This is a genomic window from Burkholderia sp. JKS000303 (assembly GCF_002563755.1).
Taxonomy (GTDB): domain Bacteria; phylum Pseudomonadota; class Gammaproteobacteria; order Burkholderiales; family Burkholderiaceae; genus Burkholderia; species Burkholderia anthina_B.
Map to the genome: position 1 here is coordinate 4,432,557 of NZ_PDBZ01000001.1, position 18,767 is coordinate 4,451,323.

At 66.8% G+C, this 18,767-nt stretch carries 11 protein-coding genes; 5 read left to right on the top strand and 6 right to left on the bottom strand.

From position 1 onward, the window contains the following. Nucleotides 1-52: 52 nt before the first annotated feature. Nucleotides 53-1,714 carry an ABC transporter substrate-binding protein gene (locus BX604_RS20735; protein WP_098552449.1) on the bottom strand — a complete coding sequence of 554 codons (1,662 nt, stop codon included), beginning with the start codon at nucleotides 1,712-1,714 and terminating at the stop codon, nucleotides 53-55. 333 nt (nucleotides 1,715-2,047) lie between these two features. Between BX604_RS20735 and BX604_RS20740 the strand changes: the two genes are divergently transcribed. Further along, a complete protein-coding gene (locus tag BX604_RS20740) occupies nucleotides 2,048-2,455 on the top strand; it encodes a DUF427 domain-containing protein (protein ID WP_098552450.1) in 408 nt (135 codons plus the stop codon). A 213-nt stretch (nucleotides 2,456-2,668) separates the two neighbouring features. Further along, on the top strand, nucleotides 2,669-3,658 hold the full coding sequence (locus tag BX604_RS20745) for a sulfonate ABC transporter substrate-binding protein (protein ID WP_098552451.1): 990 nt from the start codon (nucleotides 2,669-2,671) through the stop codon (nucleotides 3,656-3,658). A 27-nt stretch (nucleotides 3,659-3,685) separates the two neighbouring features. Here BX604_RS20745 and BX604_RS20750 read toward each other — a convergent pair whose 3' ends face one another. The 3 genes from BX604_RS20750 to BX604_RS39695 form a co-directional block, all read right to left on the bottom strand. Then, nucleotides 3,686-4,270 (bottom strand): putative glycolipid-binding domain-containing protein, encoded by a 585-nt coding sequence (locus tag BX604_RS20750; protein WP_098552452.1) that lies wholly within the window; start codon nucleotides 4,268-4,270, stop codon nucleotides 3,686-3,688. 152 nt (nucleotides 4,271-4,422) lie between these two features. After that, nucleotides 4,423-4,851: an outer membrane protein assembly factor BamE gene (locus BX604_RS20755; RefSeq protein WP_098552453.1), complete on the bottom strand. Its 429-nt coding sequence runs from the start codon at nucleotides 4,849-4,851 to the stop codon at nucleotides 4,423-4,425. A 46-nt stretch (nucleotides 4,852-4,897) separates the two neighbouring features. After that, nucleotides 4,898-13,885 (bottom strand): YadA-like family protein, encoded by an 8,988-nt coding sequence (locus BX604_RS39695; RefSeq protein WP_257146368.1) that lies wholly within the window; start codon nucleotides 13,883-13,885, stop codon nucleotides 4,898-4,900. Nucleotides 13,886-14,349: 464 nt separating this feature from the next. Here BX604_RS39695 and BX604_RS20780 point away from each other — a divergent pair, with 464 nt between their 5' ends. The 3 genes from BX604_RS20780 (at nucleotide 14,350) to BX604_RS20790 (ending at nucleotide 17,184) form a co-directional block, all read left to right on the top strand. Then, a complete protein-coding gene (locus BX604_RS20780) occupies nucleotides 14,350-15,255 on the top strand; it encodes a LysR family transcriptional regulator (protein WP_098552454.1) in 906 nt (301 codons plus the stop codon). 158 nt (nucleotides 15,256-15,413) lie between these two features. Further along, nucleotides 15,414-16,601, top strand: coding sequence for an MFS transporter (locus BX604_RS20785; RefSeq protein WP_098552455.1), 1,188 nt, complete (start codon nucleotides 15,414-15,416; stop codon nucleotides 16,599-16,601). Nucleotides 16,602-16,653: 52 nt separating this feature from the next. After that, nucleotides 16,654-17,184, top strand: coding sequence for a hypothetical protein (locus BX604_RS20790; protein ID WP_098552992.1), 531 nt, complete (start codon nucleotides 16,654-16,656; stop codon nucleotides 17,182-17,184). A 56-nt stretch (nucleotides 17,185-17,240) separates the two neighbouring features. On the opposite strand, the gene BX604_RS20795 is transcribed toward BX604_RS20790, so the two are convergent. Both BX604_RS20795 and BX604_RS20800 read right to left on the bottom strand, forming a co-directional pair. Next, the gene (locus tag BX604_RS20795; RefSeq protein ID WP_098552456.1) at nucleotides 17,241-18,398 is read right to left on the bottom strand and encodes an iron-containing alcohol dehydrogenase; all 1,158 of its coding nucleotides are present in this window, start codon (nucleotides 18,396-18,398) and stop codon (nucleotides 17,241-17,243) included. Continuing rightward, a complete protein-coding gene (locus tag BX604_RS20800; protein ID WP_098552457.1) occupies nucleotides 18,395-18,730 on the bottom strand; it encodes a putative quinol monooxygenase in 336 nt (111 codons plus the stop codon). Before BX604_RS20800 ends, BX604_RS20795 begins: the two co-directional genes overlap by 4 nt. Between the last annotated feature and the right edge of the window lie 37 nt (nucleotides 18,731-18,767).

Genomic DNA, 18,767 nt, shown 5'->3' on the forward strand with positions numbered 1-18,767 from the left:
TCGTCGCGACGACAACCGGCGCGCACGCGCGCGCCGGCGCCGTCTCCTGCGTTCAATCCAGCCACACGCCGTCGAACCGGTGGCCGCCGAGCGGCGAGAACGTGAGCCCGTGCACGCGCTTCGACAGCGGCAGCGACACGATCGACGTGGCGATCGGCGTGAACGGCACCTGATCCTTGAACACGACCTGCGCCTGCTCGTAGAGCGACGTGCGCTTCGCGACGTCCGCGTTCGTGCGCGCCGCATCGACGAGCCGCTCGAAGTCCGCGTTGCACCATTTCGCGAGATTGCTGCCGTGCACCGCGTCGCAGCCGAGCAGCGTGCCGAGCCAGTTGTCGGGGTCGCCGTTGTCGCCCGACCAGCCGTACAGGATCGCGTCGTGCTGGCCGTCGTGCTTCGCACGGCGGTTGTACTCGCCCCATTCGTAGCTGACGATCTTCGCGCGCACGCCGATCTTCGCCCAGTCCTGCTGGATCAGTTGCGCCATCAGCTGCGCATTCGGGTTGTACGGGCGCTGCACCGGCATCGCCCACAACGTCAGGTCGAAACCGTTCGGGAAGCCCGCCTGCGCGAGCAGCGCCTTCGCGGCGGCCGGATCGCGCGGCGCGTCCTTCAGGCGTGGGTTGTACGACCATTGCGACGGCGGCATCGGGTTCGTCGCGATCTTCGCATCGCCGTTGAACACCGTCCTGATGATCGCCGCCTTGTCGATCGCGATGTCGAGCGCGCGCCGCACGTCGACGCGATCGAGCGGCGGATGCTGCGTGTTGTATGCGACGAAACCGACGTTGAAGCCCATCCCCGAGAACAGCGTCAGCTTCGGGTCGCGCCGCACCGTCTCCAGGTCGGCAGGACGCGGGAACACCGACACCTGGCACTCGCCGGTCACCAGCTTCTGCAGTCGCGCGGCCGGATCCGGCGTGATCGCGAACACCAGATGCGCGAGCTTCACGTCGTCCGGTTTCCAGTAGTCGGGATTCGCGTCGTAGCGGATCAGCGCGTCCTTCTGGTACGCGCGCAACTGGAACGGCCCCGTGCCGACCGGGAACTGGTTGATGTCGGCCTCGCGATGACGCGCCGTGAGCTGTGCGGCATATTCGGCCGACAGGACCGACGCGAACGCCATCGCGAGATTGCGCACGAACACGACGTCGGGCGACTTCAGCACGAAGCGCACCGTGTCATCGTCGACTTTCTCGATGCGCTCGATGTTGCGATCGAAGCCGAGATCGCTGAAATACGGGAAGCTGACCGGGTAGGCCTTGCGGAACGGATCGTCCGGATCGAGCATCCGGCGGAACGTGAACACGACGTCGTCGGCCTGGAACGGGCGCGTCGGCTTGAACCAGGCGGTCGTCTGGAACTTCACGCCGCGCCGCAGGTGGAACGTATAGACGCGCTGGTCGGACGACACGTCCCAGCTCGTCGCGAGCGACGGCGCGAGATCGAGCGTGCCGCGCTTGAACTGCACGAGGCTGTTGTAGACCGTGTACGTGCTCGCGTCGAAATCGGTGCTCGTCGTGTGCTGGCCCGGATCGAAGCCGGCTGGACTGCCTTCGGTGCAGTACACGAGCGTCTTGCCCGCCGGCGCGGCGAATGCGTGCGAAACCGCACCGGCGAGCAGCAGCGACACGGCCACGCCACGCAGCGCCACACCGGCACGCGATGCGCGCCGTGCACGGCGCGCGGTGGATGATACGGATGGAGTCTTCATGATGGCGGAAAGATTGGACGGTCACGTGAATGACGACCGCCGATCTTCGCGCGCCTCCAGCCGATCGCTTACCAATTAATTCGGCGTTGCTTATCGTCGCGCATGCATCCCGCTGCCGCTGCATGAGAACGTCCATGCGAGCGCCGGAAGCCGGCGGCGCGACACGGATCCCGCCCGCACAGCGCCCCGTCTTCCGTCCCCCTGCAGCTTCCGCGGAATGGGTGCATCGTATCGGTTGGCCAACGCCGGCAACGGCGCGCGGGCGTCCGCCCGGCGCGCGCGCACCGGCACGGCGTGCCCGCCGGTGCGCCGCCACGTCCTGGAGAACCTACGATGTCGCTCAGTCCCGATACGCCCGCTCGTCCCGTGAAGTCGCCGGGCCCCGATCATCCGATCACGATCGAACCGCATCCGTCGCGCGTCGTGGTCAAGGTGGCCGGCAAGGTCGTCGCCGATACGCGTCGCGCGCTGGCGCTGCGCGAGGCCAGCTATCCGGCCGTGCTGTACATCCCGCGCGAGGATGCCGACCTGTCGCTGCTGCAACGCACCGACCACGCGACGTACTGCCCGTACAAGGGCGATTGCGCGTACTACTCGATTCCGGCCGGCGGTGCGCGCGCGACCGACGCGGTATGGACGTACGAGCATCCGTACCCGGCCGTCGAATCGATTCGCGCCCATCTTGCGTTCTATCCGGATCGCGTCGACTCGATCGAGGAAAGCCCGCTCGGCACCGACTGAGCAAAGGCCGCCGCCGGGCGCCGCGCCGCCCCTATCGTCCCGCCGCTGATTTGCATATGCGGATTCATTGGTTGGCCGCCAACCCGCGCGGCCGTATCGTCCTGAATCCGGCGCGGGCCGGCTGGCTGCGCGCATCGCCCGCATCCGGCTTCGTCCTGCGCCGACCGCGCCGCACGCCCGCGCGGCCCGTGAACCCGCCAGCAGGACGCCTCGATGAACGACACGCCACACGCACACGTTGAAACGACTCCGGAGAACCCGCGCCGCCGCCGGTTGCTGCATGGCGCGGCCGCCGGGCTGGCCGGGCTCGCGCTCGGCCCGCTCTCAGGGCTCGCCGCGTACGCGCAAGGCGGCACGCGGCTGCGCATCGGTTTCCAGAAATACGGCAACTTCGTCGTGCTCAAGGCGCGCGGCACGCTCGAGAAGCGGCTCGCGAGCCAGGGCGTCACGGTGCAATGGCTGGAGTTTCCGGCCGGCCCGCAATTGCTCGAAGGGCTGAACGCCGGCGCGATCGACGTCGGCACGGTCGGCGAAACGCCACCGATCTTCGCGCAGGCGGCCGGCGTCGATTTCGTCTACATCGGCAACGAACCGCCCGCGCCGCACGGCGAGGCGATCGTCGTGCTGCCCGATTCGCCGATCCGCAACGTCGCGCAGCTGCGCGGCAAGAAGGTCGCGTTCAACAAGGGTTCGAACGTGCATTATCTGCTCGTGAAGGCACTCGAACACGCGGGCCTCACCTATGCCGACATCCAACCGATCTACCTGACGCCTGCCGACGCGCGCGCCGCATTCGTGCAGCGCAGCGTCGACGCGTGGGTGATATGGGATCCGTATCTGGCCGCCGCCGAACGGCAGCTCGGCGCGCGCGTCGTCGCGAACGGCGACGGGCTCGTGCGCAACACGCAGTACTACCTTGCCGCGCGCAAATATGCGGCCGCGCAGCCGCAGGTGGTGCGCACGCTGCTTGAAGAAGTCGACGCGGTCGATCGCTGGGGACGCGACCATATTCCGGAAGTCGCCGCGCAATTGTCGCCGCTCGTCGGCCTCGACGCGCCGACGCTCGAAGTCGCGCTGAAGCGGGCCGGCTACGGCGTGCAGCCGATCACCGACGCGACGCTCGCGTACCAGCAGAACATCGCCGATGCGTTCAGCACGCTGAAGCTGATTCCCGGCAAGGTCACGGTTGCCAACGCGCGTTGACGTTGGCGTCTTGTCGCTGCGCCGCGGTCATGGCGAGCGCGTCGCACCGATGCGCCGCCATTCGTCGTAACCGGTGACGAGGCCCGCGTCGTCGATCGCGATGTCGGCCGCATACGTGCCGCTCTCGTAGCGGTACACCTCCTCCGCGATCCGCGCATAGCGCTGCTCGCCGCGCACGATGTCGAAGTCCGGAAAACGCAGCCATGCCGTGCGGATCACCGCCGCCGCGCCGACGTCCAGCCCGAGACGCCGGATCGGCAGCGTATTGGTCGACGGACTGAAACCGAGATCAATGTCGGTCGCGCCTTCGAGCGCCGGCGCGTCGGCACCGTCGATCGTCCATCGCCCGGCTTCGCACCGGATCTCGCGCTGTCGCGGCGGTGCCGTGTCGAGCCAGTAGTTCACGCGCACCGTCCGCGTCAGCCAGTCCGCATCGCACGCGATAGCATAGTCGACGCGAAACGGCGTGCCGTCGAGCGCACCCGCGACCAAGCCCGACAGGTCGATGCCCGTGCGCGACTCGGCCAGCCGGCACCATTCGACCGCCTGCCAGCTCCGCTCGATCTGCCATGCAACGCAGCGCGTACGCGCCGCTTCGTCCGGTTGCGTCATGTCGTCTCCTGTCGGTCGATGCGTGCGCGCACCGCGAACCGATTTTCGCTCACCGCACCAGCAAACGCACGCGGTGGCGCGACACGACGGCGGGCCGCCGCTCGCAGAGGACACCGCGCGCCCCGCCGCTCGGTGCCGCGGCCTACGGCGCATTACGAACGGGCGGCCTGACCGAGCGCGTCCGCGCAGCTTGCGGGCTCCCACAGGAACGTGCGCGCCAGCCGGTCCTGGTCGAACAGCACCTTGTACTGGCACTGGATCGGGCCGCCCTTCGACTGCAGGTGGAACAGGTAATCCCATTCGCGCACGCCGATCAGCCCTTCGGAGAAATGCGGCGGGCCGAGCAACGCGTAAAGCTGCGGCTTGCTCATGCCGGCGCGCACGCTGCGCAGGTCGTCGAAGTTCGGCCACGCGCCGTCGCTGGCTGTCGCGTGGCTCGCGTCCGGGAACACGGGCTGCTCGGTCGTGCCTTCCGGCGTGACGGTGCTGAGGCTGCCGCAGCCCGCGAGGGCCACGGCGAGACACGCAGCGGCCGCCGCGCGCACGGCCGGCCCGGATGGACGATGTTGCGGGTTGTGCATGGATCGTTGATCTCCAATGTGAATGACGTTCATGAGAGGCGCGTGCTTACCACTGGTAGCCGACGCCGACCGATGCGCCGACGTCCCCGCGCGACGTGCTGCTCGCGCTGCCCTTGACGACCCAGTTGCCGTTGTCGGACACCGTCGACAGGCCGAGCGCGACGCCGCTTTCGCCGCGCCATGTGCCGCCACCGATCGCGACCATGCTCCGGCCCGGCAGGTATGCCTGCGGCAGGCCGGCCATCGCCATCGCCGTGGCGACGCCGGCGGTCAGGCGGTGGTCCATGCTCTGCATGTCGCTGCGCACGCCGGCGATCTGGCTACCGAGGCCGCGCGCTATGTCGTGCAGCTGGTTGACGTTGACTGCGTCGGTGCCGGCCGTGCCGGGCGCGACGTTGACGATCTGGCGCTCCTGGCCTACCGCACCCACCGACACCGCGTTGTCGCGGCTGCCGTCGGAACCCGCGCCCAGCGCGACCGCGTTGTTGCCCGACGCCTTCGCGCCGTTACCGACCGCCGTCGAACTGCTGCCCGTTGCGCTCGCCTGGTTGCCGAGCGCCGTGCTGTTCGAGCCCGACGCGACCGCGCCTGCACCGCCCGCCACCGAATTGCTGCCGCTCGCGGACGGCGCGACCGGCGTCTGATCCTGGCTGACCTGGAACATGCCGCCCGCGCCCTTCTTGATGTTGGTCACGTCGCCTTCGACGTTCGTCACACGATCGCCGAGCTTGTCCAGCTTGTCGCCAACCTCGACGACGTCGCCCGCGACCTTCTTGATGCTGTCGTCGGTGTATTTCTTCGCCTCCTCGACCGCACCGTCGAGCTGGCGCACGTTCACCGCATCCGTCGCCTCGCGGCCGTCGGCCACGTTGCTGATCGTGCGCTCGGCGCCCGGCGCGCCGACCGACACCGTGCCGGCCGTCGTGTTGTCCGCGCCGGAATACTTGCCCTCGTATTTCTCGGCGCCACGATCGGCCACCGAGCCCGCGCCCAGCGCGACGTCGCCATCCTTGTTCGCGACCGCGCCGTTGCCGACCGCGACCGAGTTCGCCCCGTTCGCGGTCGCCGCCGGCCCCATCGCCGTGCTGCCGGCGCCATCCGCCCGGGAATCCGGCAGCGGCGTCGCACCGCCGTTCGCGTGGAAGTACTTGATGCCGCCGCCGTTCGCGATGTTGTCGACCTGGTCACCCAGTCGCGTCACGTTCTGATTCGTCTCGTAGAGTTGCGAGCCGTTGACCGCGTCCGTGCTGGTCGCCGACAGTTCGCCTGCCGCGACGTTCGAGATCGTCGTCGGCGCGCCGCCCGGGTTCAGCGTCACGTGCGTGTAGTCGATCGAGCCGTCGGGATTGCGGTCGTACTTCACGACGCCCGCGCTCAGGTCGCTGACGTTCGCTTCCACCGATTTCAACTGGCTCACGTTCACTGCGTCCGTGTCTTCCGCGCCCGCCGCTACGTTCGTGATCCGGCGTTCCGCACCGCTGCTGCCGATGCTCACTTCGCCGACCGGAGTCGTGCCCGCGAGCGGGCCAGTACCCGGGTTGTACGCGGCGTTGCCGAGCGTCGCGCCGTCCGCGATCGCGTTCGCACCCAGTGCGACGCTGCCCGCATGCGTGGCCGATGCCTCACGGCCCAGCGCCAGTGCGTTGTCTGCACTCGCGGTTGCTGCATAGCCGACAGCCGTGCTGCCCGGTGCTTGCGCAAAGGCATCCGTTTGCGGCAGGCCCGCTTCGTTCGTGCGTGCGTAGCGAATGCCGATTCCGTTCTGATCCGTGTACGACTGGCTCGTGTCACCCGCAATATTCGTGATCGTGTCGCCCAGCTTCGTCACGTTCTGGTTCGTTTCGTACAGCTGTGAACCGTTGACCGCGTCCGTACTGTTGGCCGATACGTCGCCTTGCGCCACGTTCGTGATCTTCGTGCCGCCCGTCTTCCCGCCGTCCGTCGAGGCCGCGCCTTCCAGCGTGATCTGCGTCTTCGGGCCGCCCGGGTTGCCGTCGTATTTCACCGCGCGGTCGCTCACGTCACCGACGCTCGATTGCAATGCCTTCAACTGGCTCACGTTCACCGCGTCCGTGTCTTCCGCGCCCGCCGCTACGTTCGTGATCCGGCGTTCCGCACCGCTGCTGCCGATGCTCACTTCGCCGACCGGAGTCGTGCCCGCGAGCGGGCCAGTACCCGGGTTGTACGCGGCGTTGCCGAGCGTCGCGCCGTCCGCGATCGCGTTCGCACCCAGTGCGACGCTGCCCGCATGCGTGGCCGATGCCTCACGGCCCAGCGCCAGTGCGTTGTCTGCACTCGCGGTTGCTGCATAGCCGACAGCCGTGCTGCCCGGTGCTTGCGCAAAGGCATCCGTTTGCGGCAAGCCCGCTTCGTTCGTGCGTGCGTATCGAATGCCGACCCCGTTCTGATCGGTGTACGACTGGCTCGTGTCACCTGCAATATTCGTGATCGTGTCGCCCAGCTTCGTCACGCTCTGGTTCGTTTCGTACAGCTGTGAACCGTTGACCGCGTCCGTGCTGGTCGCCGACACGTCGCCTGCCGCCACGTTGCCGAGCTTCGCCGGCGAGCCGCCGGGGTTCAGCGTCACGCTGTTGTAGTTGATCGAGCCATCCGGGTTCGTGTCGTACTTCACCGCCTGATCGCTTGCCTGCTTGACTTTCTGATTCGTGTCGTTCAGTTGCGAGCCATTGATTGCGTCTGTACTCGCCGACGACACCTCACCGGGCGCGACATGGGTGATCTTCTGGTTCGCCATGTCGAGACCCGAACCCGACAGCATCGGGCCACCATTGTCGATTCCTACGCTCGTGAACGTCGGTGTGTCGCTCGTCGCAATCGAGATCTTCGAACCGTCCTGCGTCAGCGCAATGTTCTTGCCGCCGTCGACCGTCATCGTGTCGCCCGGCTTGATCGCCGTCATCGATGTACCGCTCGCGTTGCCGCTCGTCGTCACGTTCCAGCCTTGATTCAACGTATTGATCGCATCGCTGATCGTCGTTTGCTGACCACCCGCGATGTTGTACGTCGGGCCCGTGACCTTGCCGGTTGCCGGGTCGTACGATGCACCGCCGCCAATTGCCGAGGCCGTGCTATCGCCCACGTTGTTCACGGTCTGGTTCGTCTGGTGCAACTGCGAACCGTTCACCGCATCCGTGCTGGTCGCCGATACGTCGCCTGCCGCCACGTTCGTGACCTTCTGGCTCGCCATGTCGAGACCCGAACCCGACAGCACCGGGCCGCCATTGTCGATTCCCACGCTCGTGAACGTCGGCGTATCGCTCGTCGCAATCGAGATCGTCGAGCCGTCCTGCGTCAGCGCAATGTTCTTGCCGCCGTCGACCGTCATCGTGTCGCCCGGCTTGATCGCCGTCATCGACGTACCGCTCGCATTACCGCTCGTTGTGACGTTCCAGCCTTGATTCAACGCGTTGATCGCATCGCTGATCGTCGTCTGCTGGCCGCCTGCGATGTTGTATGTCGGGCCCGTGACCTTGCCGGTTGCCGGGTCGTACGATGCGCCGCCGCCAATTGCCGAGGCCGTGCTGTCGCCCACGTTGTTCACGGTCTGGTTCGTCTGGTGCAACTGCGAACCGTTCACCGCGTCCGTGCTGGTCGCCGACACGTCGCCTGCCGCCACGTTGCCGAGCTTCGACGGCACGCCACCCGGGTTCAGCGTCACGCTGCCATAGTTGATCGAGCCGTCCGGGTTCGTGTCGTACTTCACCGCTTGGTCGCTTGCCTGCTTGATCTTTTGATTCGTGTCGTTCAACTGCGAACCGTTGACTGCGTCAGTGCTACTCGCCGAAACGTCACCCGGCGCGACGCTCGTGACCTTCTGGCCGGACATGTCCAGGCCCGAGCCGGACAACACAGGGCCGCCGTTGTCGATCCCCACGCTCGTGAACGTCGGCGTGTCGCTCGTTGCGATCGAGATCTTCGAACCGTCCTGCGTCAGCGCAATGTTCTTGCCACCGTCGACCGTCATCGTGTCGCCCGGCTTGATCGCCGTCACCGACGTACCGCTCGCGTTGCCGCTCGTCGTCACGTTCCAGCCTTGATTCAACGTATTGATCGCGTCGCTGATCGTCGTCTGCTGGCCGCCCGCGATGTTGTACGTCGGCCCCGTGACCTTGCCGGTTGTCGGGTCGTACGATGCACCGCCGCCAATCACCGAGGCCGTGCTGTTGCCTTGGTTGTTCACCGTCTGGTTCGTCTGGTGCAACTGCGAGCCGTTCACCGCGTCCGCGCTCGTCGCCGATACGTCGCCTTGCGCCACGTTCGTAAGCTTCGTGCCACCCGTCTTGCCACCGTCTGTCGAGGCCGGACCTTCGAGCGTGATCTGCGTTTTCGGATCGCCAGGCTTGCCGTCGTACTTCACCGCACGATCGCTCACGTCACCGACGCTCGATTGCAACGCCTTCAACTGGCTCACGTTCACCGCGTCCGTGTCTTCCGCGCCGGCCGCGACGTTCGTGATCCGGCGTTCCGCACCGCTGCTGCCGACGCTCACTTCGCCGACCGGAGTCGTGCCGGCGAGCGGGCCCGTGCCAGGGTTGTAAGCGGCGTTGCCGAGCGTCGCGCCGTCCGCGATGGCGTTCGCGCCCAGTGCGACGCTGCCTGCATGCGAGGCCGTCGTTTCCCGACCCAGGGCCAGTGCGTTGTCCGCACTTGCGGTTGCCGCGTAACCGACTGCAGTGCTGCCCGGGGACTGCGCGAACGCATCGGTCTGCGCGAGGCCGGATTCGTTCGTGCGTGCGTAGCGGATACCGATCCCGTTCTGATCGGTGTACGTCTCGCTCGTATCGCCGGCAATGTTGTTGAGCGTGTCGCCCAACTTCGTCACGCTCTGGTTCGTTTCGTACAGCTGTGAACCGTTGACCGCGTCCGTGCTGGTCGCCGACACATCTCCGGCGGCCACGTTGCCGAGCTTCGCCGGCGAGCCACCCGGGTTCAGCGTCACGCTGCCGTAGTTGACCGAGCCGTCCGGGTTCGTGTCGTAGTGTACTGCCTGATCACTTGCCTGCTTGATCTTCTGGTTCGTGTCGTTCAACTGCGAACCGTTGACTGCGTCGGTGCTAGTCGACGACACGTCACCCGGCGCGATGTTCGTAATCTTCTGGTTCGCCATGTCGAGACCCGAACCCGACAGCACCGGGCCGCCATTGCCGATTCCTACGCTCGCGAACGTCGGCGTGTCGCTCGTCGCAATCGAGATCTTCGAACCGTCCTGCGTCAGCGCAATGTTCTTGCCGCCGTCGACCGTCATCGTGTCGCCCGGCTTGATCGCCGTCATCGACGTGCCGCTCGCGTTGCCGCTCGTCGTCACGTTCCAGCCTTTATTCAACGTATTGATCGCATCGCTGATCGTCGTCTGCTGGCCACCCGCGATGTTGTACGTCGGACCCGTGACCTTGCCGGTTGCCGGGTCATACGATGCCCCACCGCCGATCACCGAGGCCGTGCTGTTGCCTTGGTTGTTCACCGTCTGGTTCGTCTGGTGAAGTTGCGAACCGTTTACGGCGTCAGTGCTACTTGCGGACACGTCCCCAGCTGCCACGTTCGTGATCTTCTGGCTCGCCATGTCGAGACCCGAACCCGACAGCACCGGCCCGCCATTGTCGATTCCCACACTCGCGAACGTCGGCGTATCGCTCGTCGCAATCGAGATCTTCGAACCGTCCTGCGTCAGCGCAATGTTCTTGCCGCCGTCGACCGTCATCGTGTCGCCCGGCTTGATCGCCGTCATCGACGTGCCGCTCGCGTTGCCGCTCGTCGTCACGTTCCAGCCTTGATTCAACACGTTGATCGCATCGCTGATCGTCGTCTGCTGGCCGCCTGCGATGTTGTACGTCGGACCCGTCACCTTGCCGGTTGCCGGGTCATACGATGCACCGCCGCCAATTGCCGAGGCCGTGCTGTTGCCTTGGTTGTTCACGGTCTGGTTCGTCTGGTGAAGTTGCGAACCGTTCACGGCATCCGAACTACTTGCCGATACGTCGCCTTGCGCCACGTTCGTGATCTTCTGGTTCGCCATGTCGAGACCCGAACCCGACAGCATCGGGCCACCATTGTCGATTCCCACACTCGCGAACGTCGGCGTGTCGCTCGTCGCGATCGAGATCTTCGAACCGTCCTGCGTCAGCGCGATGTTCTTGCCACCGTCGACCGTCATCGTGTCGCCCGGCTTGATCGCCGTCACCGACGTGCCGCTTGCATTGCCGCTCGTCGTCACGTTCCAGCCTTGATTCAACACGTTGATCGCATCGCTGATCGTCGTCTGCTGGCCACCTGCGATGTTGTACGTCGGCCCCGTGACCTTGCCGGTTGCCGGGTCGTACGATGCGCCGCCGCCAATCACCGAGGCCGTGCTATCACCTTGGTTGTTCATGGTCTGGTTCATCTGGTGCAACTGCGAACCGTTCACCGCGTCCGTGCTGGTCGCCGACACGTCGCCTGCCGCCACGTTGCCGAGCTTCGACGGCACGCCACCCGGGTTCAGCGTCACGCTGCCATAGTTGATCGAGCCGTCCGGGTTCGTGTCGTACTTCACCGCTTGGTCGCTTGCCTGCTTGATCTTCTGATTCGTGTCGTTCAACTGCGAACCGTTGACTGCGTCGGTGCTGGTCGACGACACGTCACCCGGCGCGACGTTCGTGATCTTCTGGCCAGCCATGTCGAGACCGCTACCCGACAGCACCGGGCCGCCGTTATCGATCCCCACGCTCGCGAACGTCGGCGTGTCGCTCGTCGCGATCGAGATCTTCGAACCGTCCTGCGTCAGCGCAATGTTCTTCCCGCCATCGACCGTCATCGTCGAACCCGGCTTGATCGCGGTTACCGACGTGCCGCTCGCGTTGCCGCTCGTCGTCACGTTCCAACCTTCGTTCAGCGCGTTGATCGCGTCGCTGACCGTCGTCTGCTGACCGCCCGCAATGTTGTACGTCGGACCCGTTACTTTGCCGGTCGCCGGGTCGTACGACGCACCGCCGCCAATTGCCGAGGCCGTGCTATCGCCCACGTTGTTCACGGTCTGGTTCGTCTGGTGAAGTTGCGAACCGTTTACGGCGTCAGTGCTACTTGCGGACACGTCCCCAGCTGCCACGTTCGCCACCTTCTGACCAGCCATGTCGAGACCACTACCCGACAGCACCGGGCCGCCGTTATCGATCCCCACGCTCGTGAACGTCGGCGTGTCGCTCGTCGCGATCGAGATCTTTGAATCGTCCTGCGTCAGCGCAATGTTCTTGCCGCCGTCGACCGTCATCGTGTCGCCCGGCTTGATCGCCGTCATCGACGTACCGCTCGCGTTGCCGCTCGTCGTCACGTTCCAGCCTTGATTCAACACGTCGATCGCGTCGCTGACCGTCGTTTGCTGACCACCCGCGATGTTGTACGTCGGACCCGTCACCTTCCCCGTCGCCGGATCGTACGACGCACCGCCACCAATCGCCGATGCCGCCGTATCACCGAGATTGTCGACGTTCGTGCCGAGCGACCTGAGCTGACTGACGTTCACCGCATCCGTAGCGCCCGCACCGGCTGCGACGTTCGTGATCCGCCGTTCCGCACCGCTGCTGCCGACACTCGCTTCTCCAACCGGGATCGTGCCTGCGATCGCGCCGCTGCCGGGGTTGTATCCCGCATTACCGAGGGTCGCCCCGTCGGCCACCGCGTTCGCACCCAGCGCAACACTGCCCGCATGCGACGCCGTCGCGTTCGAACCGAACGCAATCGCGTTCTGCGCGGCTGACCGGGCGGTATCGCCAAGCGCCAGCGCGCCGGCCGCCGTCGCCGACGATGCGTTGCCCAACGCCACCGCGCCCTGACCGAGCGCCTGGTTGCCGCTACCGATCGCGACCGCGCCATTCGCGGCCGAACCGCCCGCTGCATCGCCCGCCGCAACGTTGTTCGCGCCCAGCGTCACCGCGCCGTCGCCGATCGCCGTCTGGCCGCGCCCGATCGCCACCGCGCCGCCCGACGCGCTGCCGGCATCGGCCGTCGTGCCGTCCGAGCCCATCGCCACGTTCTGCCCGTTGGCACCCGTCGTCGCGCCGTTGCCAACCGCGATGTTGCTGCCGCCGGCATTCGCATTCGTCGCCGCGCCATGACCGATCGCGATATCGTTGGCCTGATTCGCGGCTGCGCCGTCGCCCTGTGCGATCCCGTACTTCGCGGCCCCCGCGACAGTCGAGCCGCGCCCGATCGCCACGCCCGAGATTGCGCCGGCCGCCACCACGGATTCGCCGCCGATCGCGATGCCGTCCGTCGCCGACGACGATGCCGCACGCACCAGGTTGCCGCCGATCGCGACCGATCCGACGCTGCCCGCCTGCGCGCCGACGAACGCACCGGGCACGCCACCGCCGCCGATCGCGACGGCGTTGGTGCCCGCGGCCGTCGCGAAGTTGCCGATCGCCGTCGCCGCGACGCCGCCCGCACTCGACGAGTTGCCGACCGCCAGCGCATTGCGCGCGCTCACCTTCGCGAAATTGCCAAGCGCCGCGCCATAGTCGACCTGTGCGCTCGCCGAATTGCCGAGCGCCAGCGCATCCTGGCCGACCGCGGTCGCCGCGCGCCCGACCGCCACCGCCGACAGATTGCCGACCCCGCCCGATGCATACGACGACGCGCCGAGCGCGAGGTCGCCGCTATTGATCGCGTTCGCGCTGTAACCGACCGCGACGGACGTCGCGCCGACAGCGCTCGCGCCATTGCCGACGGCCAGTGCATCGGCTCCGCCGCAATAAGTCGTCGCATTGGACGAACCGCTCGCCCCGATCGCGACGCAGGTCGACGATCCACGGCTGGTCGAGCCGATCCCGAATCCCTGATTATTGCCGGACGTCGATACCTGCGCGAACGCGCCGGTCGTCACCGTCGCCCACCCTGCGGCGGCCATGCCCAGCGCGAGCAGCCCGCTCGACACGCGCCGGCGCGAACTGCGCGTCGACTTGCCGCAGGCCGCGGCGTTCTCATGAACCGCGACCCACGCGCGGATCGATTCATTCCAGATGGTTTTATAGATCTTGTTCATAGAATTCCAAGGCCTCGGCCCAACAGATAAGTTGTGCGAATCAACCTGTTGATGCGGAAACGAAAAAAGCGAAGAAACCGGGTGACGCCATGCCGGACTTGACACGTACGACGATCGAACCATCGCCGTTGCGGTCGGTGACGAAAACGGGAAATCCGTTTCGCGAGAAAGGGAGAGACGGACAGGTCGCGGTGAAGCTTACGACTCGTCAGGGTTTGTCGCTAGCCACGTACGCCGATATCCAATATCGGCAGAACACGCACCCTTCCGGGAAAGCGGCTTTAGTACTATCTGCCGGTTGGGAAACGGATCGAGATGCGAAATATCTTCCGGATTGTTTCGAGTACGTTGTATTTACCGAAAGATGAAGACCCGTTGACATGCATTGCAAATCAATCGGGAATCAATCGCGCATTTATTCGCGCATTATAAACACACATTGATCATACAAGAGGCGCGACTTCATGGATTTGTTGGCGACGATGCGCATCTACGTCAGGGTCGTCGAGCGCGGCACGATGTCGGGTGCGGCGCGGGATCTGGACATGGGCCAGCCGGCCGTCAGCGAGCGTATCGAAAAGCTCGAGAAATTTCTCGGTGCACGGCTCCTGATGCGCAGCGCGCGCACGCTCACGTGCACGGAGGAAGGCCGGGTCTTCTACGAACGCAGCAAGGAACTGCTCGACGCGGCGGAAGACACGGTCGCATCGGTCTCGAAGACGGAAAACACGCTCAGCGGCACGATCCGGATCGCGGCGCCGCAATGCTTCGGCGAGGTCGTCGTGCCGAAGGTGCTGATGCATATCCGCACCGCATATCCGCGACTGCACATCGACCTGGTGCTGAACGACAACATCGTCGACCCGGTCACCGAAGGGGTCGACATCTCGCTGCGCGTCGGTCAGCTCGGCGACGGCGGCTTCGTCGCGCACGCGCTCGGCTCGATCGGCCGCGTGCTCGTGGCCGCCCCCGGCTATCTCGACCGCTGCGGCCCGATCGCAACGAAAGCCGATCTGATGAACCACCCGTTCATCCGCGTCAAGGGCATCTTCGCGAACGAACAACTGCCGCTGCAAAGCGAAGACGGCACGCTCGAACACGCGCGGATCCAGACGGCGATGACGACGAGCCACTGGCGCCCGATGTTCGACACGATCGTGGCCGGCGGCGGCATCGGCGTGGTGCAGCAGCCGGCCTGCGTCAATGCGCTCGCGCGCGGCGAACTCGTCGAGATCCTGCCGCAGTACACGATCCCCGGCTTCGCGCTGAACGTGCTCGTCGCGCAACGGCCGCTGCCGCCGCGCGTGCGGGTCATCGTCGATCTGCTGAAGCAGGAAATCCCAGCACTGCTGACGAAGCACGAGCGGTAAGCGTCGCACGCCGATACTTGCACGCCGGCTGAGCGTGCGGTACCGTCCTGCTTTCCGGGATAACCGAAGCCTCGCCTCGAAACCCATCCGTCGATTCGATCCGATGCGGCCCCGTCCTTGCCGGCGCCGTCGCGTCGTACGTACAGGAGGGTTCGGGTTTGGACGTTCGCGTATACCTGCTGGCCGCCGCCGTGTTTCTGGCCGGCGTCGCCGAAAACATCTGCGTCGGCATCCTGCCGGCCATCTCCGCCGGCCTTCGCGTATCGATCGCGGCCGCCGGCCAGCTCACCACGATCTTCTCCGCCGTGTTCGCGCTCGCCGCACTCGTCGCGGCCGCCTTCGTCGGGCGCGTCGAACGGCGCACCGCGCTCGTTGCGTCGCTCGGCGCGTTCGCGGCCGCGAACCTGTTCGCCGCGGCCAGCCCCGGCTATGCGAGCCTGTTCGCGGCACGCGTGCTGATGGCCGCGAGCTGCGCGACGCTGATCCTCGTCGCGACGCGCTTCGCGGCCGAACTCGCGCCGGCGTCGCAACGCGGCCGCGCGATCGGCATCGTGTTCATGGGCATCAGCGCGTCGCTCGTGCTCGGCGTGCCGATCGGCATGCGAATCGCCGACTGGGCCGGCTGGCGGGCGGTGTTCGTGTCGATCGCCGCGCCCGCGCTGCCGCTGGCGCTGTTGCTCGTCCGGCGCCTGCCGCGCCTGACGCCCGCCCACGCATCGGCGCGCGAGGCCGCAACCGATACACCCGCATCGCCGTCGTACCGCGCGGTACTCGGCCACCGCCGGCTGCTGGCCGCGCAGCTCGTGTCGATCGCGATGATCGGCGGGCATTTCACGCTGTTTGCCTACCTGACGCCTTATCTGCAGGCCGTGCTGTCGCCGGGCGCCGCCGCGCTCGAAGGCCTGTACGTCGCGTTCGGCGTCGCCGGCGTGAGCGGCGCGTGGCTCGGCGGGCTGCTGTCCGACCGGCTCGGCGCAGCGCGCGCGCTCTGCGCGTGCCCGGCCGTGTTCGTCGTCGCGATGGCCGTGCTGCCGATGACCGGTGCGTCGCCATTCGCGTTCGTGCCGGCGATGATGCTGTGGGGCTGCATCAGCTGGTCGATCTCGCCGATCGTGCAGAACTACCTGATCCATGCCGCACCATCGCTCGCCGATGCCAGCGTCGGCATCAACGTGTCGGCCATGCATGCGGGTGTCGCACTCGGTTCGGCGTTCGGCGGCGTGCTGGTCGAACGCGGTGCGCTGCTCGTCACGCCGTGGGCGGGATGCGCGCTCGCCGCGATCGCGCTGGGATGTGCGTGCGTATCGGCATGGCCGACGCGGCAGGCAGTGCGTGCGTCGTCGTGATCGCGACCGGCCCTCGCCGCACATGACGACGGCGTGTATCATCGCCGCCATCATGCCCATCCGATCGCTCCGAGCACTCCTGATTGCCGCCGCACTCGCAACGCTCGCCGCACCTGTCGCATCGCGCGCGCAGCAGGTCGGCGTGGTCGCGGATGGCGTCTACTACACGCCGAACACACATCTGCCCGCGGGCACATCGCTGCAGATTCTGCCCGACGACGGCAAGGGTATCGCGCATTGCTGCGCAACGATCACCGGGCCGGCCGCGAAACCCGGCAACCCGATTCTCGACGCGCTGCACGACGACCGCACGATCACCGCGTATGCGCTGTCGCTGCCGAAGTCGGTTCCGGCGGATACGACCGGCTTCGGCGTGGCCGGCACCGCGCGCTTCGTGCGTCAGGGCACGCATCCTCAAGCCATGCTCGACGGCGGCCTGCCGCTCGCATTCGCGACCTGCACGTCGACCGAAGGTACGCATTACCTCGGCCGCAAGGTCGGCAGCAACACCTTGCTCGTACACCTGTACCAGTACTTCGACGGTGAGCTCGAATCGACCTGCCGGGATGCCGATCTGAAATAGCCTAAGCCGGCCGGCGGCATCGCACCGTCGACCGCCGCGCCTTCACGCCCGATGCATCACCATGCCTGCCGATAGATCGCCAGCGCGTCGGCTTCCGTCACTTCGCGCGGATTGTTCACGAGCAGGCGCGTCTGCAGCATCGCGTCCGACGCCATTCTCGGCAAGTCGCCCTCGCCGATCCCGACTTCGCGCAGCGTGTTCGGAATGCCCGTCGCCACGATCAGGCGATCGATCTCGTCGATCAGCGCCTGCGTCCGCGCTTCGTCGCTACCCGTCGCCGACGGCGCGACGATCGCCGCCAGCTCCGCATACAGCGGCGCGGCGGCCGGCGCGTTGAAGCGCAATACGTGCGGCAGCACGAGCGCATTCGACAGCCCGTGCGGCACGTGGAAAATGCCGCCGACCGGATAGGCCAGCGCATGCACGGCCGCCACCGGCGCGTTCGCGAACGCCTGCCCCGCGAACATCGCGCCGACCAGCATCGCTTCGCGCGCGTGACGATCGTTGCCGTCGTCGCAGGCCTTCAGCAGGTTGCGCGACAGCAGCGTCAATGCCTGCACGGCCAGCATGTCGGACACCGGGTTCTTCAGCCGCGACGACGTATAGGCCTCGATCGCATGCACCATCGCGTCGATGCCCGTGGCCGCCGTCGCCGCGCGCGGCAGCCCGAGCGTCAGTTCGGCGTCGAGAATCGCGACGTCCGCGAACAGGTGCGGCGACACGACCCCCATCTTGCGCGCCTCGCCGACCGTCACGATCGACACGGCCGTCACTTCGGAGCCCGTACCGGCCGTGGTCGGCATCTGCACGAGCGGCAGCCGCGACGTCGCGACCTTGTCGACGCCGTACATGTCGGCCAGCGCCTGCCGGCCCGGCGCGAGCACCGCGATCAGCTTCGCGACGTCCATCGACGAGCCGCCGCCGAGGCCGAGCACGATCTCGGCATCGGCCGCCACCGCCCGCTCGGTCGCTTCGAGCACCACGTGTTCGGGCGGATCGGCGATCACGTCGTCGATCACGCTCACCTGCCAGCCGTGCGCGGCGAGGCTCTCCAGGGCGGGCGCGAGCACGCCGCTGCGATGCAGGAACGCGTCGGTGACGACGCATAGCCGCACCAGCGCCGGAAAGCGTTCGCGCAACAGCGCGCCGAGCCGGCGCGCGGCGCCGAATTCGACGATCTGGGTCGGAACGGTACGGAATTGAAACGGGTTCATCGGCCATCTCCCGGTGGCGTCGCCGTGCCGGTGTCGGGCTGCACCATGTAGCGCGTCACGTCGCGGCGATCGAGCAACGGAATGATCGCTCCGACACCGATTCGCTGGAAATGCGGCGTTTCCCGATGCGTATCGAGCCCGTCGGCGTCGCGGTAACGCTCGAGGATCACGATGTGGTCGGGGTCGACCGGCGAGCGGAAGTACGCGTAGTCGAGGTTCTTCGGCTCGGCGCGCGTGGCCGGCGCGAGTTCGGTCAGCAGTTCGATCACGCGCTCGCCGTTGCCGGGTTTCGCGAAGTAATGGGCGATGACCTGCAGGTAAGGCTCGTTCATGCTGCGCTCCGGGTTCGACAGGGGGCCGTCACGACGG